A 25,154-nucleotide genomic window follows, 5' to 3' on the forward strand; every position below is an offset into this window, starting at 1 on the left:
CTTGGTGTCCTTCTACTGATGCACGGCGAGCTGGTAGGCCGTGTACTTGCGGATATTGATGACGCCGGTATCGAAGATCAGGTATTGGCCCTTGACCCCCAGCAGCGTGCCTTCGGCAATCGGGTTCTTGTCCAGATTGAAGCTGACGATCTTGGCGGGATATTGCTCCACCGGGTAGCGGATTTCTATCGGCTCGATGTCGGTAACGGGTTGGATGGCTTGTAGGCCAAAGCGTTCCTGCAAGGCGCTGATGCCTTCGGCACAGGACGTGAACAGTTCATCGCGCACTTGCTTGAGGTCCACGGACGCGGCGTCGCCTTTGAGCAATGCGCGCCAATTGGTCTTGTCGGCCACTTGGCTACGGAACACATCTTCGACGAAACCGGACTGCTGGCGGGTCGCCACGCGCATGATCGGCAGCGCCTGGCTCGCGCCCTGGTCCAACCAACGGGTCGGCAACTGAGTGGCGCGGGTGATACCGACCTTGATCCCCGACGAGTTCGCCAGGTACACCACATGGTCGGTCATGCAGAATTTCTCGCCCCAGGACGGTTCACGGCAGGTGCCTGCGTCGTAATGGCAACGCTCGGGGCTCATGATGCACAGGTCACACTGCGCCAGCTTGGTCATGCACGGGTAGCAATACCCCTGGCTGAAGCTGGTCTTGGTCTTGCGGCCGCAATGGCTGCAATGGATGGCGCCAAGGTATTCCAGGCGGATATGGCTGCCGATCAACGGATTGACCGGCACCTCGGCATCGCCCAGGCGAAACGCGTATTGAACGGTCGGCTCACCGAGTTGCGCCGACATTTTGCTGACTGCACCACGACCGATTTCAATCAATGGATCGCATCCGACTTGAACAGGATGTTCGGTACGGTGGTCGACTTCGACTGGCATTCCTGCGGGCCCATGTAGCCGGTGCGCTGCTCTTCCGGCAGGTTCTGGATTTCCCAGGCAATCATCGCCTGCAACGACAGCTCGCGTTGCTCGGCACTGAGCTTGCGGCCATCGGACCATTTGCCGATTTCCACGGCAAGCTTGAGGCTCGCGTAGATGTCCGGGGTGATGTTTTCGATCATTTCAGCAAAAGAGGACATGAGCTCTTCCTTATCAAATAGAAGATTTGCGGCGATTGTACAAACCACCCAGCAATCCGGTCAGGCAACCGATAACCAAGCCACCGACGTGGGCCGCGTTGGCGATTTCGCCGAAACCGATCATCGAGACCAGCCCGGACATGCACAACACCAGCCACACCAGCATCATCGCCAGCACCCCACGGGGCAGACGATACGCCGGGTTGGGCGACAATAATTGAAAAATCCAGCAATGCCCGAGCAAGCCATACAACACGCCGGATAAACCGCCGAACAGGCTCGGACCGCCGTAAGCGTATTGCGCGTAGTTGGAGACCAGGCTGAACAACAGGGTCAGGCCCAGCAGGTTGATGCTGCCCTGGCGCACTTCGATGCGCCGGCCCAGCTCCCAGTACCACATGCCGTTCATGGCCAGGTGCAGGATGCCGAAGTGGATCAGCATCGGCGTGACCAGGCGCCACCACTGGCCCGACGCAAGGCTGTCGGCCAACGGCGTGAACTGGATGTATTCGCCCATGATGCGAAACGGCAGAAACGTCAGCCAGGCCATGGCCTGCAGGTTTTCACCAAGCAAGGTCACCGCACCAACGATGATGCTCGCCAGCAGCACCAACGCGGTCACCGGGCTGTGGCGCAGTTGCTGCACAAAGCTTGGGCGCGTCACCGGCGCCTGCTCGGGAATATCCAGTTGCTGGTCCGGGTCACCGGCAGGAAAGCGTTGATACAACACGCGCACGTCGTCACTGATGGTTTCCGGCACCCACAACACCTGCTCGCCCGCCTCCTCGCTGACGCGATGGGGCACCTGCATGCGTTGCAGCAGCTTGACGAAACCGCTCAGGTCAACGCTCAGGGGCAAGCGCAATACCGCCACGCTACTCATACAATCACCTCGGGTCGCTCAACGTCGACCCATACGAATTTACGTGGGTCCAGGCGGGTTTCCTGGTCCAGTCGATACGCCACCAACTTGCCGTACAGCACCGCGCTGTAGTCCAGGCAGGCCAGGTTCTCGCGGATCGGTGCCGGTTTACCGCTGCGCCAGTAATGCCCGACGAACAACATTGGCTCGTCGACGCCATAGCGCAGCAGGGAATTCTTTTCGGTGGACGACAACGGCGTACGCGCCACCGGTTCGGGCAGTGCGTCGGGCTGGAACACGATGTCGCCGTAGGTTTTCGGGTCGTCTTCCCAGAATTTGGTGCGAAAAAACGAGCGCGTCAGGCCATCACCGCCGGTCAGCGTCAAGCCGTCCGGCAAGCGCATGTCGGTACCGCGCAACAGGCGATCAAAGGCGTTGCAGGCAAAGCTGCCCGGCACGGCGGCGGCCTGCAGGAAATGCTGGTCGATGCAGCCATCCGGGAACGTCGCACGCAAAGGTTGGATGAAGCCGTCATCCCAACACGCATGCACCACACGAAAGCGCCCGGCGTCGACAAACAGCGGCATGTCGTAGAACCAGCCGAGGAAGTCATGCCAGTCGCCGGGGTGCTGTTCGAATTGGGTCAGCGTCTCGTGGAGCAACCGCGCATGCCGTGGGTTGTGTTCGCGCACGAACTGCTTGCCACTGCCCGGCGGCGCCGGTGTGCTCCAGCCCAGCGCATTGAATTCATGGTTACCCATGATGCACAGCGCCTGGCCTGCTTCGGTCATGTCGTGGACGATATGCAGCGCCTCGCGAATACGCGGACCGCGGTCGATGATATCGCCCAGGAACACCGCCATCCGCGACGGGTGGCGCCAGGTGCCACCCAGCTTGTGGTAGCCCATTTGGTCGAGCAAGTGCTCAAGGGTATGGGCGCAACCGTGCACGTCACCAATCAGGTCGTAGCTACGCGCGGGATCGAGCATCAGTCGCCTCCACCCCCCAAGCGGCTGCCCCAGCCCAACTTGGTGCGGCACACTTCGTAGTAGTTGTGGTCCAGCGGGTGGATCAACCGCAACTTCTGTGCCTTCTTGCTCACGGTGATGGTGTCACCGGGGGCGCAGGTGAAATGGTTCTGCCCGTCGCACGATACCTGCGGGTAGATCTGCATGTCTTTGGACACCACGATTTTCAGCTCACTGTTGCCATCGACCACAATCGGCCGGCTGGACAACATATGAGGGTACATCGGCACGATCACAATGGCATCCAGCTTGGGATGCATGATCGGACCACCGGCGGACAGCGCGTAGGCGGTGGAGCCGGTGGGCGTGGCGACGATCAGGCCGTCAGCCTTCTGGCTGCACACGAACTGGCCGTCGATATACAGCTCGAACTCGATCATCCGCGTGGATTTGCCGGGGTGCAGCACCACGTCATTGAGGGCATCGCCCTGGCCGATGGCTTCACCATGGCGGCGCACTTCGGCTTGCAGCAGGAAGCGGTTTTCCACCAGGTAGTGGCCGTCGAGCACCTTGGCCACTTCGACTTCCAGCTCATCCGGGCGGATGTCCGTCAGGAAACCCAAGCTCCCCCGGTTGATCCCCAGCACCGGCACGTTATGCCGCGCCAACGCCCGGGCAGCGCCAAGCAGGCTGCCGTCGCCCCCGACCACGATGACCATGTCACAGACTTCGCCGAGCATCTTGCGCGACGAGGTCTGCAGGCCATGGCCCGGCAGGATTTCGGCGATGGTGTCTTCGAGGATCACATGCAGGTGGCGTTCCAGCAGGAATTTTTTCAGCCGGCGGACGGTGTCCAGCACCTGGGTACTGCCCAGGCGACCGATAATGCCGATATTGCGAAACTGCTCCATGGGGCTCCTGCGGGGTGTGCGGCGTGGCGGAAACCGCGATTATGGGCGAAAGGCCGCCCCAGGCAAAATCCTTTGTCGCCGCGAAGCCTTGATGACAATGGTTCTCAGCCACCTGCACGGCGGTTATACGGCTATGCTCGGACCATGACTGTGTTCCCGGACCTGCACGACCTGCCCCGCCAGTTGCGCCGCCCTGAGGTGCGCGATCTCGCGTGGGTGATGCTCGCCCCGCCGATGCTCAGCCAGACGCCGTGGCCGCAACGCCATCCATTGGCGGGCAGCGATTGGGTGCAAGCGCCGCATTTGCTGGAAGGCTGGCTACGTCAACTCGATCAAGACAGCAGCGCACTGCAACAGTGGCTGAGTCTGTCCCGCACCCGACGCCTTGGCCTGTACTACGAGCGGTTGTGGCAGTTCGCCGTGCAGCACGCGCCCGGTGTGGAATTGCTGGCCGCCAACCTGCCGATCCGCCGTGCCGGACATACCCTCGGGGAGCTGGATATGCTACTGCGCGACCGCGACGGCGTGCATCATCTGGAATTGGCGATCAAACTGTACCTCGGGCCCCAAGCCGGCGACGGCAGAGACACCGCCTTGTGGCTGGGCCCTGGCTGCCATGATCGGCTGGACCGCAAGCTGACGCACCTGGCCCAACACCAATTGCCGATTTCTGCGCGGGCGGAGAGCCGCGAAGCACTGGACGCTCTGGATATTCAGCAGTTCGACGCGCATTTATGGCTGGGTGGCTACTTGCTCTACCCCTGGCCCGGCGAAGCCGACGAACCCCTTGGCGCCCACCCTCAACATTTGCGCGGGCGCTGGCTGCATCAGCGCGACTGGCAAGCATTCTCCAGCACCCGCCAACCCGGCCGCTGGCAACCCCTGCCCCGCCATGCCTGGCTGGCGCCAGCACATTACCCTGCGAGTGAGGTGTGGAGTGAAGCGCAGATGCAGGGGTGGCTGGAAGAACTCGACCCCATGGCGCCGGCGCAGTTGTTAGTGCGGATGGTGCAGATGGACGGGGATTGGGAAGAGGCGGAGCGGTTGTTTTTGGTGGCGGATCTTTGGCCGGATGTGCCGGGGGGTGGTTAGGCACATTGCGCACCGGAGCGTCCCAGCGAGGCGTCCAAGTCGTTAGCTCCTTGCTTCTAGCTTTTGTCTTCAACTTCCTACTCTTCTCGGAGGATTTGTGGCAGACGCTATTCAAGATAGGTAGCCAGATAGTGCTCAGATCGATGCACAGTCGAACCAACCGCAAAGGCTCAAATTAGATAAGAGGTTTCAGTTGCTGACTCAGAGTTTCAAACTGAACAGCATCAAAATCAAAAATTTTCTTTTTGAGAATCTCACGGCAACTATGTGCATTGTCAATATTCGGCGGGTCGCAGGCGATCAAATTTTCGAATGAAGTTTCTGGAGAGCCAGCAGGGACCGTCTACCCACTCAAATGAAAAAATCTTTTCATAACGTATTCTTCAATTGCTTATATCGCGGAGGGTTCAGGCACGCCGAGTTCGAGCGGCGTCTGAGCGATTTCAAGGACACTTCCCCACTGCTATATCTTTTAAATCCTGCTCCTCCATCCGCTGAAGCAACATAGGCTCTTCTGAACGCAGGACGTCAAGATATATGAAGCCCGATTCATTTTTATCGAGTAAGACCGGAAAGCCAACAGCTTCACGAAAGTTGAAACATCCCGAACGACTTCGAATAACTTTTTGAGGCAATGCATTTTCCAAAGCATCAGCAGACACGTATCTGTCAAAAATCTCAACCTCCCCTATCCTCCCCAACAAAAAGTCCCTGCCCTCGCCACTCTCAATTACCTCCCTAGTATCAAAAGAAAAGATTGAAGACCTCCATTCATTTGAGTAAACCTGGGCGATCTCATCATAATCACTATTCAGAGGCATACTTAGCCCACATACTCCGCCGGATGCCTTTGCTCCATTATAAGAATTTCGCACATCAAAATACGCACAATCGACTAGCACGCCCCCCTCCTCAACTACCAATGTATAGTAGTAGTCATACCTTGAACTCACATGCAGTGCAGAAGCCCCGTTAATACTTATCAACGAACGACCAAATCCTTCTCTATTTCCGATTACATTCTCATATATTTTTTCACGACCATTATCGTGCAACACGATACTTCCTGGACTCCCCCCCGGCAAAACCACTCCTAAAACAACATCGCACCAAGCATAGAAAAAAAACAAAAAAACTGAATGTTTAGACATATTAAAACTCCAACGACAGCCTAGAGGACTTTCGAAGAATAGCCTCAAATTTATTTGCATATGAAGCAATCAAACGCTGCTCATCAACACCATTAATAATCTTTCTGGCCGAGAGATAATCCACGCCTTGAGCATTAATATAGTGGGCCAACTTCCTACCCGGGCCAGAATCCCGGCCGTACGATGGCCGGATCCGCCTGGTACACCGCCCAGTCGCGCAAATGCATGTACAGGCTGTAGAACACCAGGCTTGGCGGGGTGTCTGGGCTACCCTCTATTTTTGGTACCTCAAGACGGTGACGCACCAACACGAAGTTGCGTGAAAACGGCTTTTTCACCGTCAGTTTTTCAAAGAAGTAGGTCGTGCCGGGCGAGTGCTGATCGATGCGATAAGCCACCACTTCACCATCGGCCAGGCAATGCACGCCGGATTGATCCAGAGTCCCCGCTGTGCCACCGTCGAAATGCACGCCACCGTGCCACAGGCCATTGCGTCCCACGGGGTAGTAACCTGCTGCAGCCTTGGCCATTTGGGTCAGTTGCAGAATCGGATGAGCTTTGTCCTTGAAGGGATGGCTCCAGTTCTTCAGTGGCAAAGGTGTTGGCGCAGGCGCAGTTGAATGAGCAGAGCGGCTCTGTGCCGTGGGCGAGTCGGGTAAGTAGATCGGCGTGTGTCGAGCGGGACTGAAGAGCTCGAAAAACCGAGAAAACAAGTTGGCCATGGCATAGTTCACTCCTGGTTTCGCAAGGGAAACAGCCAGAGAAACCCGGAGACCACGGACTTATGCTCGGTCAGTTGAGAGGGCTGAGTTTTGACCCTGGACGACGGCAGATTGAAGCTCGCGGCTCTGCCTAGGTTGAGATCAAAAAATAGTGCAGACAATACGCAGGAAATCATCCCTTCACTCCTGAGCGTGTAAAAACCCAGAGAGTAAAGAGTGGCTATCAACGATTAATGTCGGAATATTCGACTTTAAAAGAACGACCCTTCCCGATCGCGTATCAACACCTACAAGCCATCGATATGCCGGTAATCCAAATTCAGCCCCAACGCCAGGGCTTTCGCCCGCCCCAGTCTGATCGGACCACGCTCAATATCCACCAGCACTCCGGGACACTCCATCGCGGGCAACCCGGCGATGTCCCTGAGTCGCCCATCAGTAATCAGCAACAAGCGCTGTTGCTCAGCCGGATAGCGTTTACGCCGCGCCGCCAACCAATGTCCGGCCTCGGTCAGTGCGGCGAGCAGCGGCGTGCCTCCGCCAGCGCCGAATTGGGCCAGCCAGCCCGCCAAGCCTTTGGCGGCCTTCAGACCCTGCACTTGCCACGTGGGCGCGTGCCCACTGGCCGTCAGCAACGCCATGCGCGCACGCTGGCGATAGGCGTCGTCAAACAACTGGGCCAGTAAGCCCTTGGCGTCGGTCAATGCTTGATGGCGGCGGGTGGAGGCCGAGGCATCGACGATCACCAGCCACAGCTCATGGGCCGAGCGACTGCGCAGGTGAAACAGCAAGTCTTCCCGCGATTGCGGGCGGCCGCCGAGCAGGGTGCCCGGCCAGTTGATCGAGCCGTACTGCGCGCTACGTGCCTTGCCGTGCCGGCCTTTCTCCACGCGTCCTGCCTTGGGTCGGGCATCCGCCCCCGCGTCAGGTCGAGGGCGAATGCCTAGGGCTTTTTTGGCCAGGTGGGGACTTCCCGCCGGGCGCCCGTGGGTAAGGCGGCGGCGGGCATGTCGCCCCATTGGCCTTGGCCGGGAGAGGTGTCAGAGGACTTGGGGGATTGCCCTTGGTTCGGCGGGCTGGCCGGCGGAGATTGCTCTTGGCGGCGATGGCGCAAGGCAAAGTCGGCGACGGCCTCGATGTCCTCTTCGCCAATGGCGCTGGCACCACGCCAGGCCGCATGGGCCCTGGCGCCGCGCAGCCAGACCAGGTCCGCGCGCAAGCCGTCGACTCCGGCGGCGAAACAACGCTCGGTGATCTGCGCCAAGGTCTGGTCATCCAGCGCAATAGCCTCAAGCCGCGCTCGCGCCTCGGTGCAGCGCCTCTGTAGAGCGGCTTGCTGCTCGGCCCACTGCGCGCAGAACGCCGCGGGGTCAGTGTCAAAATCCAAGCGCCGACGGATGATCTGCCCGCGTTCCGTGGGCAAGGTCTGCCCGCTCAGCGCCACGTTGAAGCCGAAGCGATCAAGCAGTTGCGGGCGCAGTTCGCCCTCCTCCGGGTTCATCGTGCCGATCAGTACGAAACGCGCCGAATGGCGATGGGAAATGCCGTCACGCTCGATCAGATTGGTGCCGCTGGCAGCCACGTCCAGTAACAGATCCACCAGATGGTCGGACAGCAGATTGACTTCGTCGACATACAGCACGCCGCCATCAGCCTTGGCCAACACCCCCGGCGAAAACTGCGCCCGCCCCTCCCCCAATGCCGCGTCCAGATCCAGCGTGCCAACAAGACGCTCTTCCGTCGCGCCCAACGGCAAGGTGACAAACTGACCACTGACCAGCAGGTCCGCCAAGCCCCGCGCCAGGGTGGACTTGGCCATGCCACGCGGGCCTTCGATCAGCACACCGCCGATCTTCGGGTCGATGGCGGTGAGGCACAGCGCCAGTTTCAATGCGTCGGCGCCGACCACGGCGGACAGCGGGAAATGGGGAATATCAGTCATCAGCTGTCTTCTTCTATATCCAGCAACAGGTTTTCCAACGCCTCACGGTAAGCCCCCGGCTCCTGCCACATGCCGCGCTGCTGGGCTTCAAGCATGCGTTCGGCCATGTCGCGCAGGGCGGCGGGGTTGTGTTGCTGCACAAAGGCGCGGGTGTCGGGGTCGAGCAAATAAGCGTCGGCGAGCAGCGCGTATTGGTGATCGTCGATCAGCGCGGTGGTGGCGTCGAAAGCGAACAGGTTGTCCACGGTCGCAGCCATTTCAAACGCACCTTTATAGCCGTGGCGTTTCACGCCTTCGATCCACTTGGGATTGGCGGCGCGGGAGCGGATCACCCGGTTCAGCTCTTCCTTCAAGGTACGGATTTTCGGCAAGTCCGGCTGGCTGTGGTCGCCATGGTAACTGGCGGCCTTGTCGCCGCTCAGGGTTTCCACGGCAGCGAGCATGCCGCCCTGGAATTGGTAGTAGTCGTTGGAATCGAGCACGTCATGCTCGCGGTTGTCCTGGTTCTGCAACACCGCCTGTACCTGGCTCAGGCGCTGGGCAAACTGCCCACGGGCGGCGGTGCCCTCGTCGGAGCCGCCATATGCATAGCCACCCCAGTTCAGGTAGACCTCCGCCAGGTCCTCGCGGCTTTGCCACAGGCGGCCGTCAATCGCACCCTGCACGCCCGCGCCATAGGCTCCAGGCTTGGCGCCGAAGATGCGCCAGCCGGCCTGTTTCGCCGCAGCTTCTGCGTCCAGGCCAGACGCCAGCAACGCCTCGCGCTCACTGCGCACCTTGGCCGCCAACGGGTTCAGGTCGTCCGGCTCGTCCAACGCCGCCACCGCCTGCACCGCCGCATCGAACAGGCGGATCAGGTTGGCGAAGGCATCACGGAAGAACCCCGACACCCGCAGCGTGACGTCAACACGCGGGCGGTCCAGCAGGCTGATCGGCAGGATTTCAAAGTCATCCACCCGCTGGCTGCCCGTGGCCCAGACCGGGCGCACGCCCATCAGCGCCATGGCCTGGGCAATATCGTCGCCGCCGGTGCGCATGGTGGCCGTGCCCCACACCGACAAACCGAGCTGGCGTAGGTGGTCGCCGTGATCCTGCAAGTGCCGCTCAAGGATCAGGTTGGCGGATTGAAAACCGATGCGCCAGGCCGTGGTGGTCGGCAGGTTGCGCACGTCCACCGTGAAAAAGTTACGCCCGGTGGGCAGTACATCCAGGCGCCCGCGACTCGGCGCACCGCTGGGCCCCGCCGGCACGAACCGACCGCTCAAGGCATCCAGCAGGCCGCGCATTTCCGCCGGGCCGCAGGCATCCAGGCGCGGCGCAACGACGATGCGCAGGCTTTCAATGACGGCCTTCACGCCTTCCCAGCCAGGCTCCTCCAGTTGCTCAAGCGGGCCTTCCAGAGCCTGTTCGATCAAGCGCGCCGCGTAGAGCTCCAGGCGCTCGCGGGTATCCCCGGCGGTACGCCACAACTGCGGGTCGATCTTCTGCAACACCAGGGGACGGCGACCGGTCCAGGGTTCGGCGAGTGCACAATCCAACGGATCGAAGCCCAACTCGAAGGCCTTGGCCAATACCCGCAGCAAACTCGACTGCGCACCGCGCCCATCACCACGGGGGATACGCAGCAGCGCGAGCAAAGTGTCGATGCGCAAACGGCCGTCAGGCGACTGGCCAAAAATGTGCAGGCCGTCGCGGATCTGTGACTCCTTCAAGTCACACAGATAAGTGTCAAGGCGCGGGAGCCAGATGGCGGCGTCAGCTTCTTTATCCAGTTCAAGCTCTTGATCGATGCGGGTTTCGCGCACCAACTTGAGGATGTCCTTTTGCAGCTCGAGGGCGCGGCGAGGATCGAGCAGTTGCGCTTCGTAATACTCGTCTGCCAGCAGTTCCAGGTCACGCAATGGGCCGTAGGTTTCGGCACGGGTCAGCGGCGGCATCAGGTGGTCGATGATCACCGCCTGGGTGCGGCGTTTGGCCTGGGCACCCTCGCCCGGATCGTTGACGATAAACGGGTAGATATTCGGCAACGGCCCCAGCAGCGCATCGGGCCAGCAGTTTTCCGACAGGCCAACGCCCTTGCCCGGCAGCCATTCCAGGTTGCCGTGCTTGCCCACATGGATAACGCCGTGGGCGCCATAGGTGTGACGCAGCCAGAAGTAGAACGCCAGGTAGCCATGAGGCGGCACCAGATCGGGATCGTGGTACACCGCGCTGGCGTCAACCTGATAACCCCGCGCAGGCTGGATGCCGACGAAAGTCAGGCCCAGGCGCAGGCCGGCGATCATCATGCGGCCGTCGCGGAACATCGGATCGTTATGGGGCGTGCCCCACCGTTCAATAACCGCCTGGCGATTGGCTTCGGGCAGGCGTTTGAACATCGCCTCGTAGTCGTCCAGGCCCAGGCTTTGGTGACAGGGACGCAGATCAATACTGTCGAGGTCGTTGGTGACGCCACCGAGCAGGTCATGGATCAGGGCCGTTCCACTCGGAGGCAATTCGTCGGGCAGCGGATACCCTTCGGCTTGCAGGGCACGCAGGATGTTCAGCGCCGCCGCCGGTGTGTCCAGACCAACGCCGTTGCCGATACGGCCGTCGCGGGTCGGGTAGTTGGCGAGGATCAGCGCGATGCGTTTCTGCGCATTCGGTACCCGTGCCAATTCGACCCAACGGCGCGCCAGTTCGGCAACAAAATCCATGCGCTCGGGCGCGGCGCGGTAACACACCACATCCGACTGGCTGCGCTCACTGCGCCAGGCCAGATCCTTGAAGCTGATCGGCCGGCTGATGATGCGCCCGTCCAGCTCCGGCAAGGCAATATGCATCGCCAAGTCGCGCGGGCCCAGGCCTTGTTCACTGGCCTGCCAGCCCGGCTCGTTGTCTTGGGCGCAAATCGCCTGGATCACCGGGATATTGCGGCGAAACGGGCGCAAATGCGGCGCTTCCGGGCTGGATTGGGCAAACCCGGTGGTGTTCAGGATCAGCCCCGCGCCGACCTCATCGAGCAGGTCCTCGACGACCGTCAGGCAGCCGGGCTCTTTCAAACTGGCCACCGCTATCGGCAACGGGTTCAGGCCCGCAGCCTGCAAGCGTTGGCAAAACACATCGATAAAACCGGTATTGGCCGCCTGCAAGTGAGAGCGGTAGAACAGCACCGCCGCCACCGGAAACTCGGCCTGCCAATCCGCCTGCCAGTCATTCAAGCGGGGGTTGGCTTTGTGCGGGTGATAAATCGCCGTGCGCGGCAGGGTTTGCGGCTCGGCCCAGGCATAGTCGCGCCCCAGGTAAGCGCTGGCCAGGCAGCGATAGAAATCCAGCGCATTGCCCAAGCCACCCTGGCGCAGGAAGTGCCACAGGCGATCACGTTCTTGTGCGCCAACGGTGCTCAAACCGCTGAGTTCCGGGTCGGGGCGATCGTCGCCCGGCACCAGGATCAGTTGTACACCGCGTTCGGCCAGCTCCACCAGACGCTCGATGCCGTAACGCCAATAGCCGATGCCACCATGCAGCGAGATCAGGATGACCTTGGCGTGGCGCAACACCTCGTCGACATACAGGTCGACCGAGGCGTGGTTCTGCACCTGCATGGGGTTGGCCAGGCGCAGGCTCGGGTAATCGTCGGGCAACTGCTGGGCCGCTTCGGCCAGCAGCGCCAGGCTGGAGTCGCCGCTGCACAGGATCACCAGTTCAGCGGGGGTTTGGCCAAGGTCGGCAATATTGTCGTCCGAGACGAAACCACCGGGCTGGGTCCTGAGCAGGTGCATGGGTTAAACGCTGAGCGCAGCGCGCAGTTGCGCTTCGAGGCCCGCCGCATCGAGGTCCTGACCGATCAGTACCAGACGTGTGATGCGTGCTTCGTCGGCCGCCCAGGCGCGATCGAAGTGCTTATCGAAACGCGTGCCTACGCCCTGGATCAGCAGGCGCATCGGCTTGTTCGGGATCGCGGCGAAGCCTTTGACGCGCAGGATGCTGTGTTGCACCACCAGCTGGGTCAGGGCGTCGAGCAAAAGCGCCTCGTCGGCTTGCGGCAGGTCGATGGAAATCGAGTCGAAGGCGTCGTGGTCGTGGTCGTCTTCACCTTCGTGGTGATGATCGTGATGGCTGTGGCGAGCGTCGATATGCTCTTCGGAGCCCGCGCCCAGGCCAATCAACACGTCCAGCGGCAGACGGCCGCTGCTGGCTTCGACGATCTTCACGGCCGGCGGCAGTTCTTCGGCGACTTCCAGGCGCACACGGGCCAGGTCTTCCGGGCTGATCAGGTCGGATTTGTTGAGGATCACCAAGTCGGCGCTGGCCAGTTGGTCGGCGAACAACTCGTGCAGCGGCGATTCGTGGTCCAGGTTCGGGTCGAGTTTGCGCTGGGCGTCGACTTGGTCCGGGAATGCGGCGAAGGTGCCGGCGGCCACGGCTGGGCTATCGACCACGGTGATCACCGCGTCAACCGTGCAGGCGCTACGGATTTCCGGCCATTGGAAGGCTTGTACCAGGGGTTTTGGCAAAGCCAGGCCAGAGGTTTCAATGAGGATATGGTCGAGGTCGCCGCGCCGGGCAACCAGCTCGCGCATCACCGGGAAGAACTCTTCCTGCACGGTGCAGCACAGGCAGCCGTTGGCCAGCTCGTAGACACGGCCGTTGGCTTCTTCTTCGGTGCAACCGATGGAGCACTGCTTGAGGATTTCACCGTCAATGCCCAACTCGCCGAATTCGTTGACGATCACGGCGATGCGACGGCCCTGGGCGTTGTCGAGCATATGGCGCAGCAAGGTGGTCTTGCCCGAGCCAAGAAAGCCGGTAACGATGGTGACGGGGAGTTTGGCCAGTGTTTTCATCGGATGCCCTTGGGGGCGGGCATACGGGACGATAGGCCCTGCGACAGTGCGCAGCAGCGGATTTCGTCACCGGATCACCCCGCCCGGTTGAATTGAAAAATCGATTGCGAGGCAGGTCTCCTGGCTTGGGGCTTGCAGATCTTGCGACCGGCGCTGGCTGCGCCTTCCCGCCTTGTCGGCAGTGGCGTGGCAGTCAACTGGACCCTTTACAGTTGCGGGGGCAGCCGCGGCTTGAACCGCGTTCCCTTCTTAGCTTCGGCCTGGGCCGAAGAACCTCGAGGGTGCAAGGCTACGCAGTGCTTGGGGGATGGTCAATGATGGGGTTGGGTTCGTGTACATATCCGATATTTAGGTAACGGCGACTCCTTACGGCAGCTCACTTTAGGAAAGAGCCCAAAAGTAACCAAAGGGCTCTTGCCCCAATACTCGGCACCTCGCCCAGGCTCGGTGTGCCCTTAATCCGACATGGATTTGGGCGGCCTGACAGCCGGCCTGATCGAGAAAGCGGGCGGGCTCCCCTGTGGGAGCTGGCTTGCCTGCGATGGCATCAACTGGGTGTGCCTGATGTACCGAGGCGCCTGCATCGCAGGCCAGCCAGCTCCCAAAGTCGAGGGTGAACACCATAAAAAATACCGGTCGGCTCCAAGGCCGCCGCGCTCTGGCTTTTGATCTCACTTGCCCCGTTAAACACGCTGGCCGAACGCAGGCTTGAATCCGTGGGCAACCCGGCAGGACGCCGGGTTAGCCGTCCTGGGCCTGGGATGGCCCATGACGGCGGCCCACGGATTCAAGCCGGAGTGAGGGCACACCGAGCCTGGGCGAGGTGCCGAGTGTTGGGGCAAGAGCCCTTTGGTTACTTTGGGGCTTTTCCAAAGTGACCCGCTGTAAGAGCGGAACCATAAGCCGCCGTTACCGAAGAAACGGATATGTACCCCACCACCACCAAAAACCACATCCCAATTGACTCCCCTCCCACCCCCATGCTCTCCTACACATCTTGTTTCGGGTGCCCTGCAAAGGGTGAAACGGGAAACCGGTGACTCATGTGCGCATGACAGTCCGGTGCTGCCCCCGCAACGGTAAGCGAGCGAAACGTCATATCCACTGTGCCCAAGGCATGGGAAGGCGACGTTTTCAGGCATTGAGCCCCTCGCAAGCCCGGAGACCGGCCCGAAAAAATCAGATAACAAACCCGCGGTGGGCGGGCGCTGTTCAGAACCCTGCGTGCCTGGCTCGCGGGGTTTTCATGCGCTCGTTTCACCCAGACACCTGAAAGGGACGCGCCATGTCGATCATCAGCAGCACCTCGCACTCCGCCAGCCGCACTTCTACCCTGAGCCAACGCCTGACCGCCGCCATCGGTGCGTCGATCCTCGGCGCGTGCCTGGTGTATTTCGCCGGTTTCTCGCATATCGAGGCGGTGCACAACGCTGCCCACGATACCCGCCACAGCGCCGCGTTCCCGTGCCATTGAGACCTGCCGACATGATCAAGCGTATTGCGCAAACCGCAGGGTTCAGCGGACTTTTGGCCGCCCTGCTGCTGACCCTGCTGCAAAGCTTCTGGGTCGCCCCGCTGATTTTGCAGGCGGAAACCTTTGAAAAAGCCCCTGCCGAGGTGATGCACGAGCATACCGCCGGCACCGCTGCCCATACCCACGACGCCGAAGCCTGGGAGCCGGAAGACGGCTGGCAGCGCGTACTCTCTACCACAGGTGGCAACCTGGTAGTGGCGGTCGGTTTCGCACTGATGCTCGCCGGCCTGTACACCCTGCGCGCGCCAACCCGCACCGCCCAAGGACTGCTGTGGGGGCTGGCTGGTTACGCGACCTTCGTACTGGCGCCGACCCTGGGGCTGCCGCCTGAGCTGCCGGGCACGGCTGCCGCCGACCTCGCACTGCGCCAGACGTGGTGGATCGGTACCGCAGCGTCCACCGCGGCCGGTATCGCGCTGATCGTATTCGGGCGCAACTGGCTGCTCAAAGCACTGGGGGCGGCAATCCTGGTGGTTCCCCACGTGATTGGCGCACCGCAACCGCAGGTGCATTCGATGCTGGCCCCAGAAGCGCTGGAAGCGCAGTTCAAGATCGCATCGCAGTTGACCAACGTGGCGTTCTGGCTGGCCCTGGGCCTGATCAGCGCCTGGCTGTTCCGCCGCAACCGTGACGATCAATACTCGGCATGACCCTGGTGGCCGGCCTGGGCTGCCAGCGGGGTTGTGATGTTCACACCCTGCTGAGCCTGTTCGACGCCGCCCTCGCCGAGGGTGGTATCGAGCGCCGGCACGTTACGGCCTTGGCGAGTATTGATCGCAAACGCGATGAACCCGGATTACTCGCCCTGGCCGCGCTGCTGAATCTGCCACTGCACTGCTTCAGCGCGGCCGGGCTAGGGGCTTATGCCGACCGCCTGAGCCACAGATCCGCTGTCGCTTTCGCCCATACCGGCTGCTACGGCATCGCCGAAAGCGCCGCCCTGGCACTGGCCGAGCACCTCACTGGCGCCCCTGCGCGCCTGCTGATCACCCGCAAAAAAACCGCCCAGGCCACCTTTGCGTTGGCTTGCGCCGACTAAAATCCCGATAATCGCCCTTCCCGATCATGAGCAATCTTCATGCTCGCCCGCTTTTCAACAGGAATTCCCCATGACCGTCTACTTCATCGGCGCAGGCCCCGGCGACCCGGAATTGATCACCGTAAAAGGCCAGCGGCTGATCCGCAGTTGCCCGGTGATCATCTATGCCGGCTCCCTGGTGCCAGCGGCGGTTTTGGAAGGTCACCAGGCAGGAATCGTCGTCAACAGCGCTGAGTTGCATCTGGAACAGATCATCGAACTGATCAAAACCGCCCACGCCAAAGGCCAGGATGTGGCACGCGTGCACTCCGGCGATCCGAGCCTGTATGGCGCGATTGGCGAGCAGATCCGCTGTTTGCGCGAGCTGGGCATCCCTTTCCAGATCATCCCTGGCGTCACCGCCGTGGCCGCCTGCGCGGCGCTACTGGAGACCGAGCTGACCCTTCCGGACATCGCCCAGAGCGTCATCCTGACCCGCTATGCGGATAAGACCAGCATGCCCCCCGGCGAGGACTTCGACAGCCTGGCGCGGCACGGCACGACCATGGCGATTCACCTGGGGGTCAACCATCTGGAGAAAATCGTCGCTGAACTGCTGCCGCACTATGGCGCAGACTGCCCGATTGCGGTGGTGCACCGGGCGACGTGGCCGGATCAGGATTGGGCGGTCGGGACCTTGAGTGATATTGCCGAGAAGGTCGCAGCCAAGGGGTTTCGGCGTACCGCGCTGATTGTGGTGGGTCGGGTGTTGGCCAGTGACAGTTTCAGCGAGTCATCGCTGTACCGGGCAGGCCACGCACACCTTTACCGCCCATGAAGGAATGCGGGCAAGCCCACTCCCACACTTAAACCCATTTGTTAGAAAAACAGCGTAAGGCGTTGAAAAGCATGCATAAAAAAACGGCGCTCACGGGGCGCCGTTTTTTCTTCGCAGTGAACACCTTACTCAGTAGTAGGCGTTTTCTTTCTGCGTGTGGTCGGTCACGTCACGGACACCTTTAAGCTCTGGAATACGCTCCAGCAGGGTGCGCTCGATACCTTCGCGCAGGGTCACGTCCGCCTGGCCGCAGCCCTGGCAACCACCACCAAACTTGAGCACCGCGATGCCGTCGTCCACGACATCGATCAGGCTGACCTGGCCGCCGTGGCTGGCCAGCCCCGGGTTGATCTCGGTCTGCAGGTAGTAGTTGATACGCTCGTTCACCGGGCTGTCAGCGTTGACATTTGGCACCTTGGCGTTGGGCGCTTTGATGGTCAATTGGCCGCCCATGCGATCGGTGGCGTAGTCGACTACCGCGTCGTCGAGGAAGGCTTCGCTGAAGGCGTCGATATACGCGGTAAAGCTTTTCAGCCCCAGCGCGGTGTCTTCAGGCTTCTCTTCACCTGGCTTGCAGTAGGCAATGCACGTCTCGGCGTACTGGGTGCCAGGCTGGGTGATAAAGACGCGGATACCGATACCCGGGGTGTTCTGCTTGGACAGCAGGTCAGCCAGGTAATCGTGGGCGGCGTCGGTAATGGTTATGGCAGTCATGGAAACTCCTCACAGGCTTGCCGGCAGTTTACGCCAAAATATTACGCAGGTACAAAGTCCTAGTATTTTTGTCGGGAAAGGATGGGCGGCTGATCAATGCCCAACCACTGCTTGAGCCTGCTGTACGCCGCTTTTTCCAGCCAGTGGTAGCTGCCAAATGAGGCGAACGCCGTCACCAGGATGCAAACCGGCAGCATCACGTAGGGATCAACGCCCGTGCGCTCGGCAAACCATCGCCCGGCGCACAGCACCATGGTGTGGAGCAAATACACCGAGTAGGAGCAATCTCCGAGCATCTTCAAGACACGCGAATGACGAAAAAAAGGCTCCAGCGTGACAAAGCAGATGACCAATATCGCGCTGGGCACCCCCCACTCCAGCGCGCGCGGAACGTCCGCGCCGTGATAAATCGCGGCCAAGGCCGCCACGATACCCAGCAACGGCAACCACGCCGGGGCTCGGCACAGGCCACGGTGATACAGCATGCCGATGACGATGCCCATCAGAAATTCGAGGACAATGTCGTTGCGGTAAAAACCGCCAAACAGGTCAAAGGCGGGGCTGATGACGCCACACACCAGGTACAGCAGTGTGGCGACTATCCACAACCGGTAAGCCCTGCGAAAACACAAGGTCAGGGCGAACAGCCCATAAAACAGCATCTCGAAGTTAAGGGTCCAGCCGACATCCACTAGCGGATAACGCCCAAAGCCGCCGGGGTGTTCCGCCGGAATAAACAGCAGCGACTGCAGCACATGGCTGGGCACCACATACGTTTCTAGAAACATCGAAGGCACCGTCATGACCAGTAACGCCATGAGCAGCGTATAGAACCAATACGCGGGAGCGATCCTGGCCACGCGCATGAGCATGAAACGCCCTGGTGTCTGCGCCTTGTCGGCTGTTGCGAGAAAAATCACCAGGCCACTGATGACAAAGAACACGTCCACGCCGATGGCACCTTTATCGGCGAACAAATAGGCCAGCGGGGTATCGACCTCAAAGTTGAAAAACACCTGGATGAAGTGATGCCCCACCACAACCCAAGCCGCCAAGGCGCGTAGTGCCTGCACTGAAACCAGCATCTTCGGGGTACCTTTTCCATTGCTGCATGGTAGATATCCGACTGCTTCAGCACCCGCCTAGAGGGATGAGCGGATCACTGACACCCTTATAGGTTTTCATAGCGATTCATGTCCAGCACGCCCTCTTCCACCGGCGTGGTTTCGCGTATGTACTGCGATAAATCGTGGAAGTACTGCCAGAACAATGGATGACTGCGACGCACACCCCAATGATCGACAATTTTTTCAAAGCGATCGGCATCCTTGGCCCGCTCCATTTCGGCGACGAACTCAGGCACATCCTGCGCCGGAATATTGAACATGAAGTTCGGGTAGCTGCTCAGCACGCCGGGATAGATGGTCACGGTGTCCAGGCCCGGCTGGTAGCGATAGGCCTCACCCAGCAGGAACGCCACGTTACTGTGGGCACGGTTGCGCAGCATGCTATAGAACACGCGCTTGCCATTGCTGGTTTCGATGCGCAGCATCGTCGCTTCCGGCAATTGGTCGATAACCTTGAGCCCCGCCGCCGGGCGCGAGGTCAATCGGCTGAGGGCCTGCTCGGCATCCTGTAGTGCCGGATCGATGCCGTCACGCGAGCAGTAGGCGCCGTTGCAGCGGTTGATCGGGTCCGGGCTGGCGTTGAGGTCGCCGTAGCGGCTGAGCAATTGGTTGGCGAAGTCGCGTTTCGGGTCTTTGGCGTCCAGGTGCAAGCCGCTCGGCTTGTCGTCGTCAATAGCTTCGTAGTCCAGCCACAACTTGAGTTTGCCGCTGTTCTGGTACCAGTCATCGAGGAAATCGTCGCGGGAGTTCGCCGGCATCAACCGCAAGAAGTTCTGCTCGGCACCGTTGCGGATCAGGTCGAAATACAGGCGTGTCTGGGCTTGGTGCGAAACGTTGCCGAACACGTCGAAGTTCACCGCCAACTGGTAATAGGTGCGCTCCAGCAACGGATAGTCGAACAACCACATCGTTTGCGGCACTTCACCGATCAAGCCCTTGTTCACCGAGGCGCTGTCGAAGTGGCGGAAGATGCTCAGCAACGCGTTGTCATTACCGACCCACAGGCTCGACCAGCTCGGCGGCGGTACATCGGCATAACTGTCACGGCGCAGGGCCTCGTATTCGTTGCGCTTGTCGCGGTAGGCCAGCCACAGGCTGAGCACACTGCCGACGTCGTCGTTCTGCCCCGGCATGGCCAGCAGTGGCGTGGCCTGGCCACGATAGCGCGCATCGGTGATGTACAGGTCGTGGTCGGGGTCCTGGAACAGGGTCCAAAAGTTGTCGCGGATGACGTCCGTGGCGATTTGTCCACGGCAGACCGGCCCGCGGATAAAGGTGCGCACGAAGTATTCGGCGTTATCCAGCATGAACTGGTAACGCGCCTTGGCCGGTATGGCCTCGAACGTTTCGAACGGATTGGCGCGACGGCCCGGCCCGTAACCCGGCAAGGCGTTGACCTGCCAGTTGCCGGCGTAGAACAGCGCCTTGATCCGCGCCATTTTCTCGGCACTGAACGGGTACGTGATGTGGGTTTTATGCACGATCACCCCCTGCACCGGCCACAGGCGGTAGTACACGCGGGTGCCCGGGTCATCATTCGGGCGGCGAGTGGCGATCAGGTCAATCGGCTGACCACTGGGCGTGCGCGAACGCACCCACTGGAAGAAATGCCCCGGTTCGCCGTTCTCGAAATAGATATGAGCAAGGAACAAATGCTCGAATAACCAGCGCGCCACCAGGCTCTCACGGGCGCCTGGCTGGTTGAGCAGGTTCTCCCACTGCTGCACTTGCAGGGCTTCCCTGGCACTCGGCGCCAAGCCCTGCTCATCAATCGGCGCGCCGGACGCGAGCCAGCGCTGCAGGGTCTGGTATTGCTGATCGGTCAGGCCGGTGACAGCCAACGGCATGCCTTCCTTGGGATGGGCGCCGGCATAGGCATTGAACTCGCCGGGCATGGCGCACATGTTTTCGCGGTTGAGCCCCAGCACGATCTCTTCAGGCAATTTGGCATTGGGCTGCAGCGGCGCGTTGTGGCCCAGTTCGAGCATGCGCGCCATCAGCGCGGCCTGGCTGCCCTGGGCGTCCAGCACCGAATGGAAGCCTTTCTGCTGCCAGGCGGCTTTGCCAAAAGCGTCATAGAACAATCGGGTGGTCGGGGTGGCCTGGCTGCGCTCGCCGTCATACACCGGCACTTTGCTCGCCCCACGTGCCGCACCCTCGGCGCTGCCCAGGTTGAGCTGGCAGGCCGAGTCGTAGCAGGCATGGCACGCCACACATTTCTCGGTGAAGATCGGCTGGACATCACGGGTATAGGAAATCGCCGGGGCGGGCCCTTGAGCCTGGGCGGTACTGGCAATCAAGGCCAGAACGGCGCTGACGATAAGACGAAGTGACATGTATCCGGTCCCGATTCAATGCGTGCGATGAAAATTTGCCGGTGATTCTACCGGGCCACCCCCCCTGACAACATGAACGATATTCATGCAAAACCTGCACATGCTCCAAATCGGCACAGGTTTGCTATGATTCACGCCCTCCGTAATGCCTGACCTAGAGTAGTCCCATGTCCGATCGTAGCGTTCGTCTGCAAGCCCTTCATCAAGCCCTCAAGGAACGTATCCTGATCCTCGACGGCGGTATGGGCACGATGATCCAGAGCTACAAACTGGAAGAAGAAGACTACCGCGGCAAACGCTTCGCCGACTGGCCGAGCGACGTCAAGGGTAACAACGACCTATTGGTTCTCACCCGTCCGGACGTGATCGGCGGTATCGAAAAAGCCTACCTGGATGCCGGCGCCGACATCCTTGAGACCAATACCTTCAACGCCACGCGCATTTCCATGGCCGATTACGGCATGGAAGCACTGGCCTACGAGCTGAACGTAGAAGGCGCACGCCTGGCGAGAAAGATCGCCGACGCCAAAACCCTGGAAAACCCGGCCAAGCCGCGCTTCGTCGCCGGCGTGCTGGGCCCGACCAGCCGTACCTGCTCGTTGTCGCCGGACGTGAACAACCCCGGCTACCGCAACGTGACCTTTGATGAGCTGGTGGAAAACTACACCGAAGCCACCAAAGGCCTGATCGAGGGCGGCGCCGACCTGATCCTGATCGAAACCATCTTCGACACCCTCAACGCCAAAGCCGCGATCTTTGCCGTGCAAGGGGTGTACGAAGAACTGGGCCTCGAACTGCCGATCATGATTTCCGGCACTATCACCGACGCTTCCGGCCGCACCCTGTCGGGCCAGACCACCGAAGCGTTCTGGAACTCGGTGGCCCACGCCAAGCCGATCTCCGTGGGCCTCAACTGCGCCCTGGGCGCCAGCGAGCTGCGTCCGTACCTGGAAGAGCTGTCGAACAAAGCCAACACCCACGTTTCCGCGCACCCGAACGCCGGCCTGCCCAACGAGTTCGGCGAATACGACGAACTGCCATCGCAAACCGCCAAGGTCATCGAAGAATTCGCCCAGAGTGGCTTCCTCAATATCGTCGGCGGCTGCTGCGGCACCACGCCAGGCCATATTGAAGCCATCGCCCAGGCCGTGGCCGGTTATGCGCCGCGCCCGATTCCGGACATTCCCAAGGCCTGCCGCCTGTCGGGCCTGGAACCGTTCACCATCGATCGCAGCTCGTTGTTCGTCAACGTCGGCGAACGCACGAACATCACAGGTTCGGCCAAGTTCGCCCGGCTGATCCGGGAAGACAACTACACCGAAGCCCTCGAAGTCGCCCTGCAGCAGGTAGAAGCCGGCGCCCAGGTGATCGACATCAACATGGACGAGGGCATGCTCGATTCGAAGAAGGCCATGGTGACCTTCCTCAATCTGATCGCCGGCGAGCCAGACATCTCCCGCGTGCCGATCATGATCGACTCCTCCAAGTGGGACGTGATCGAAGCCGGCCTGAAGTGCATCCAGGGCAAGGGCATCGTCAACTCCATCAGCATGAAGGAAGGCGTCGAGCAGTTCATCCACCACGCCAAGCTGTGCAAGCGCTACGGCGCCGCGGTGGTGGTGATGGCCTTCGATGAAGCCGGCCAGGCCGACACCGAAGCGCGCAAGAAGGAAATCTGCAAACGCTCCTACGACATCCTGGTGAATGAAGTCGGCTTCCCGCCGGAAGACATCATCTTCGACCCGAATATCTTTGCGGTCGCCACCGGTATCGAAGAACACAACAACTACGCCGTCGACTTCATCAACGCTTGCGCCTACATCCGCGATGAGCTGCCGTATGCGCTGACCTCCGGTGGCGTGTCCAACGTGTCGTTCTCGTTCCGTGGCAACAACCCGGTGCGCGAAGCGATCCACTCGGTGTTCCTGCTGCATGCGATTCGCAACGGCCTGACCATGGGTATCGTCAACGCCGGCCAGCTGGAGATCTACGACCAGATCCCGGCCGAGCTGCGTGACGCCGTGGAAGACGTGGTGCTCAACCGCACCCCGGACGGCACCGATGCCCTCCTCGCCATCGCCGACAAGTACAAGGGCGACGGCAGCGTAAAAGAAGCCGAGACCGAGGAGTGGCGCGGCAGGGAAGTCAACAAGCGCCTGGAGCATGCACTGGTCAAGGGCATCACCACCCACATCGTCGAAGACACCGAGGAGTCGCGCCTGTCGTTCGCGCGCCCGATCGAAGTGATCGAAGGCCCGCTGATGTCCGGCATGAACATCGTCGGCGACCTGTTCGGCGCCGGTAAAATGTTCCTGCCGCAGGTGGTTAAATCCGCCCGCGTGATGAAACAGGCCGTGGCCCACTTGATCCCGTTCATCGAGCTGGAAAAAGGCGACAAGCCGGAAGCCAAGGGCAAGATCCTGATGGCCACGGTGAAGGGTGACGTACATGACATCGGCAAGAACATCGTTGGTGTGGTGCTCGGCTGCAACGGCTACGACATCGTCGACCTCGGCGTGATGGTGCCGGCGGAGAAGATCCTGCAGGTGGCCAAGGAGCAGAAGTGCGACATCATCGGCCTGTCCGGCCTGATCACGCCGTCCCTGGATGAGATGGTGCACGTGGCCCGTGAGATGCAGCGCCAGGACTTCCACCTGCCGCTGATGATCGGTGGCGCGACCACCTCCAAGGCGCACACGGCGGTGAAGATCGAGCCCAAGTACAGCAACGACGCCGTGGTGTACGTCACCGACGCCTCGCGTGCGGTGGGTGTGGCCACGCAGTTGCTGTCCAAGGAACTGAAGGCCGGTTTTGTCGAGCGCACCCGCGAAGAGTATGTGGAAGTGCGCGAACGCACCTCCAACCGCAGTGCCCGCACCGAACGCCTGAGCTACGCGGCGGCCATTGCCAAGAAGCCGCAGTTCGACTGGAGCAGCTACACCCCGGTGACGCCGACATTTACTGGCGCCAAGGTGCTGGACAACATCGACCTCAACGTTCTGGCCGAGTACATCGACTGGACGCCGTTCTTTATTTCCTGGGACCTGGCAGGCAAGTTCCCGCGCATCCTGACCGATGAAGTGGTAGGCGAAGCCGCTACCACGCTGTACGCCGACGCGCGGGAAATGCTCAAGAAGCTGATCGACAAAAAACTCATCAGCGCCCGTGCGGTGTTTGGTTTCTGGCCGGCCAACCAGGTCAAGGACGATGACCTGGAAGTCTACGGCGACGACGGCCAACCGCTGGCGACCCTGCATCACCTGCGCCAGCAGATCATCAAGACCGACGGCAAGCCGAACTTCTCTCTGGCCGATTTCGTGGCGCCAAAAGACAGCGGCGTGACCGACTACGTGGGTGGTTTTATCACCACCGCCGGCATCGGCGCCGAAGAAGTCGCCAAGGCTTACCAGGACGCGGGCGACGACTACAACTCGATCATGGTCAAGGCTCTGGCCGACCGCCTGGCCGAAGCCTGCGCCGAGTGGCTGCACCAGCAAGTGCGCAAGGACTATTGGGGTTACGCCAAGGATGAGCAACTGGACAACGAAGCGCTGATCAAGGAACAGTACAGCGGCATCCGCCCTGCCCCGGGCTACCCGGCGTGCCCGGATCACACCGAGAAAGGCACCTTGTTCCAATTGCTCGACCCAGAGGCACGTGAGATGGAGGCCGGCCGCAGCGGCGTGTTCCTCACCGAGCACTATGCGATGTTCCCGGCGGCGGCAGTCAGCGGCTGGTACTTCGCGCACCCGCAGGCGCAGTACTTTGCCGTGGGCAAGATCGACAAGGACCAAGTCACCAGCTACACCGCACGCAAAGGCCAGGACCTGGCCGTGACCGAGCGCTGGTTGGCGCCAAACCTGGGTTACGACAACTGATCCTGGGCACGCCCTTGTAGTGAGCGGGCTTGCCCGCGCTGGGTGGCGAAGCCGCCCCAAACCCAGGCAACTCGGTGTATCAGAAAGACCGAGGCGCCTGGATTTGGGGCGGCTTCGCCACCCAGCGCGGGTACA

Annotated in this window: 20 protein-coding genes and 2 riboswitches; of the genes, 6 read left to right on the forward strand and 14 right to left on the reverse strand. The window is 61.0% G+C overall.

The window, feature by feature from the left end:
• Nucleotides 1-12: 12 nt before the first annotated feature.
• The 5 genes from IB241_RS18530 to IB241_RS18550 are packed head-to-tail and all read right to left on the reverse strand — an operon-like array spanning nucleotide 13 to nucleotide 3,841.
• Nucleotides 13-843 carry a DUF2797 domain-containing protein gene (locus IB241_RS18530; protein ID WP_192299674.1) on the reverse strand — a complete coding sequence of 277 codons (831 nt, stop codon included), beginning with the start codon at nucleotides 841-843 and terminating at the stop codon, nucleotides 13-15.
• Complete coding sequence (locus tag IB241_RS18535) at nucleotides 840-1,100, reverse strand: YeaC family protein (protein ID WP_065927897.1); 261 nt, start codon at nucleotides 1,098-1,100, stop codon at nucleotides 840-842. The genes IB241_RS18530 and IB241_RS18535 overlap by 4 nt, the downstream gene beginning before the upstream one ends.
• A gap of 13 nt (nucleotides 1,101-1,113) precedes the next feature.
• Nucleotides 1,114-1,983, reverse strand: a complete 870-nt coding sequence (locus tag IB241_RS18540) for a rhomboid family intramembrane serine protease (protein WP_192299675.1) — start codon at nucleotides 1,981-1,983, stop codon at nucleotides 1,114-1,116.
• Nucleotides 1,980-2,951 carry a metallophosphoesterase gene (locus IB241_RS18545; RefSeq protein ID WP_192299676.1) on the reverse strand — a complete coding sequence of 324 codons (972 nt, stop codon included), beginning with the start codon at nucleotides 2,949-2,951 and terminating at the stop codon, nucleotides 1,980-1,982. The genes IB241_RS18540 and IB241_RS18545 overlap by 4 nt, the downstream gene beginning before the upstream one ends.
• Complete coding sequence (locus tag IB241_RS18550; protein ID WP_003217892.1) at nucleotides 2,951-3,841, reverse strand: NAD(+) kinase; 891 nt, start codon at nucleotides 3,839-3,841, stop codon at nucleotides 2,951-2,953. Before IB241_RS18550 ends, IB241_RS18545 begins: the two co-directional genes overlap by 1 nt.
• Nucleotides 3,842-3,985: 144 nt before the next feature.
• Between IB241_RS18550 and IB241_RS18555 the strand changes: the two genes are divergently transcribed.
• Nucleotides 3,986-4,933, forward strand: coding sequence for a DUF1853 family protein (locus IB241_RS18555; protein WP_192299677.1), 948 nt, complete (start codon nucleotides 3,986-3,988; stop codon nucleotides 4,931-4,933).
• A gap of 443 nt (nucleotides 4,934-5,376) precedes the next feature.
• Here IB241_RS18555 and IB241_RS18560 read toward each other — a convergent pair whose 3' ends face one another.
• The 6 genes from IB241_RS18560 to cobW form a co-directional block, all read right to left on the reverse strand.
• Nucleotides 5,377-6,084: a hypothetical protein gene (locus tag IB241_RS18560; RefSeq protein WP_192299678.1), complete on the reverse strand. Its 708-nt coding sequence runs from the start codon at nucleotides 6,082-6,084 to the stop codon at nucleotides 5,377-5,379.
• Between the two features lie 155 nt (nucleotides 6,085-6,239).
• A complete protein-coding gene (locus tag IB241_RS18565; protein WP_192299679.1) occupies nucleotides 6,240-6,680 on the reverse strand; it encodes a hypothetical protein in 441 nt (146 codons plus the stop codon).
• A gap of 413 nt (nucleotides 6,681-7,093) precedes the next feature.
• Nucleotides 7,094-7,696, reverse strand: a complete 603-nt coding sequence (locus IB241_RS18570) for a vWA domain-containing protein (protein ID WP_318652602.1) — start codon at nucleotides 7,694-7,696, stop codon at nucleotides 7,094-7,096.
• Between the two features lie 53 nt (nucleotides 7,697-7,749).
• The gene (locus tag IB241_RS18575) at nucleotides 7,750-8,748 is read right to left on the reverse strand and encodes an ATP-binding protein (RefSeq protein WP_192299681.1); all 999 of its coding nucleotides are present in this window, start codon (nucleotides 8,746-8,748) and stop codon (nucleotides 7,750-7,752) included.
• A complete protein-coding gene (cobN, locus tag IB241_RS18580) occupies nucleotides 8,748-12,509 on the reverse strand; it encodes a cobaltochelatase subunit CobN (RefSeq protein ID WP_192299682.1) in 3,762 nt (1,253 codons plus the stop codon). Before cobN ends, IB241_RS18575 begins: the two co-directional genes overlap by 1 nt.
• 3 nt (nucleotides 12,510-12,512) lie before the next feature.
• Complete coding sequence (gene cobW, locus IB241_RS18585; RefSeq protein ID WP_192299683.1) at nucleotides 12,513-13,574, reverse strand: cobalamin biosynthesis protein CobW; 1,062 nt, start codon at nucleotides 13,572-13,574, stop codon at nucleotides 12,513-12,515.
• A gap of 92 nt (nucleotides 13,575-13,666) precedes the next feature.
• A riboswitch (cobalamin riboswitch) is annotated at nucleotides 13,667-13,867 on the reverse strand.
• A 694-nt stretch (nucleotides 13,868-14,561) separates the two neighbouring features.
• A riboswitch (cobalamin riboswitch) is annotated at nucleotides 14,562-14,763 on the forward strand.
• Nucleotides 14,764-14,859: 96 nt separating this feature from the next.
• Here cobW and IB241_RS18590 point away from each other — a divergent pair.
• The 4 genes from IB241_RS18590 to cobM all read left to right on the forward strand — a co-directional run bounded on the left by IB241_RS18590 (nucleotide 14,860) and on the right by cobM (nucleotide 16,964).
• Nucleotides 14,860-15,048, forward strand: coding sequence for a CbtB domain-containing protein (locus IB241_RS18590; RefSeq protein ID WP_192299684.1), 189 nt, complete (start codon nucleotides 14,860-14,862; stop codon nucleotides 15,046-15,048).
• Between the two features lie 11 nt (nucleotides 15,049-15,059).
• On the forward strand, nucleotides 15,060-15,758 hold the full coding sequence (locus IB241_RS18595) for a CbtA family protein (RefSeq protein ID WP_192299685.1): 699 nt from the start codon (nucleotides 15,060-15,062) through the stop codon (nucleotides 15,756-15,758).
• Nucleotides 15,755-16,147, forward strand: a complete 393-nt coding sequence (locus IB241_RS18600) for a cobalamin biosynthesis protein (RefSeq protein WP_192299686.1) — start codon at nucleotides 15,755-15,757, stop codon at nucleotides 16,145-16,147. Before IB241_RS18595 ends, IB241_RS18600 begins: the two co-directional genes overlap by 4 nt.
• Before the next feature lie 70 nt (nucleotides 16,148-16,217).
• Entirely contained in the window at nucleotides 16,218-16,964 is a 747-nt protein-coding gene (cobM, locus tag IB241_RS18605) for a precorrin-4 C(11)-methyltransferase (protein ID WP_192299687.1), read from the forward strand.
• A gap of 129 nt (nucleotides 16,965-17,093) precedes the next feature.
• On the opposite strand, the gene nfuA is transcribed toward cobM, so the two are convergent.
• The 3 genes from nfuA to IB241_RS18620 form a co-directional block, all read right to left on the reverse strand.
• Nucleotides 17,094-17,678 (reverse strand): Fe-S biogenesis protein NfuA, encoded by a 585-nt coding sequence (gene nfuA, locus IB241_RS18610; RefSeq protein WP_003190728.1) that lies wholly within the window; start codon nucleotides 17,676-17,678, stop codon nucleotides 17,094-17,096.
• A gap of 59 nt (nucleotides 17,679-17,737) precedes the next feature.
• Complete coding sequence (locus IB241_RS18615; protein WP_192299688.1) at nucleotides 17,738-18,763, reverse strand: acyltransferase family protein; 1,026 nt, start codon at nucleotides 18,761-18,763, stop codon at nucleotides 17,738-17,740.
• A gap of 86 nt (nucleotides 18,764-18,849) precedes the next feature.
• Nucleotides 18,850-21,141, reverse strand: a complete 2,292-nt coding sequence (locus IB241_RS18620) for a fatty acid cis/trans isomerase (RefSeq protein ID WP_192299689.1) — start codon at nucleotides 21,139-21,141, stop codon at nucleotides 18,850-18,852.
• 167 nt (nucleotides 21,142-21,308) lie between these two features.
• Here IB241_RS18620 and metH point away from each other — a divergent pair, with 167 nt between their 5' ends.
• On the forward strand, nucleotides 21,309-25,019 hold the full coding sequence (gene metH, locus IB241_RS18625; RefSeq protein ID WP_192299690.1) for a methionine synthase: 3,711 nt from the start codon (nucleotides 21,309-21,311) through the stop codon (nucleotides 25,017-25,019).
• The last annotated feature ends 135 nt before the right edge of the window (nucleotides 25,020-25,154 follow it).

Source organism: Pseudomonas sp. PDM05 (genome assembly GCF_014851685.1).
In the GTDB taxonomy this organism is placed as follows: Bacteria; Pseudomonadota; Gammaproteobacteria; order Pseudomonadales; family Pseudomonadaceae; genus Aquipseudomonas.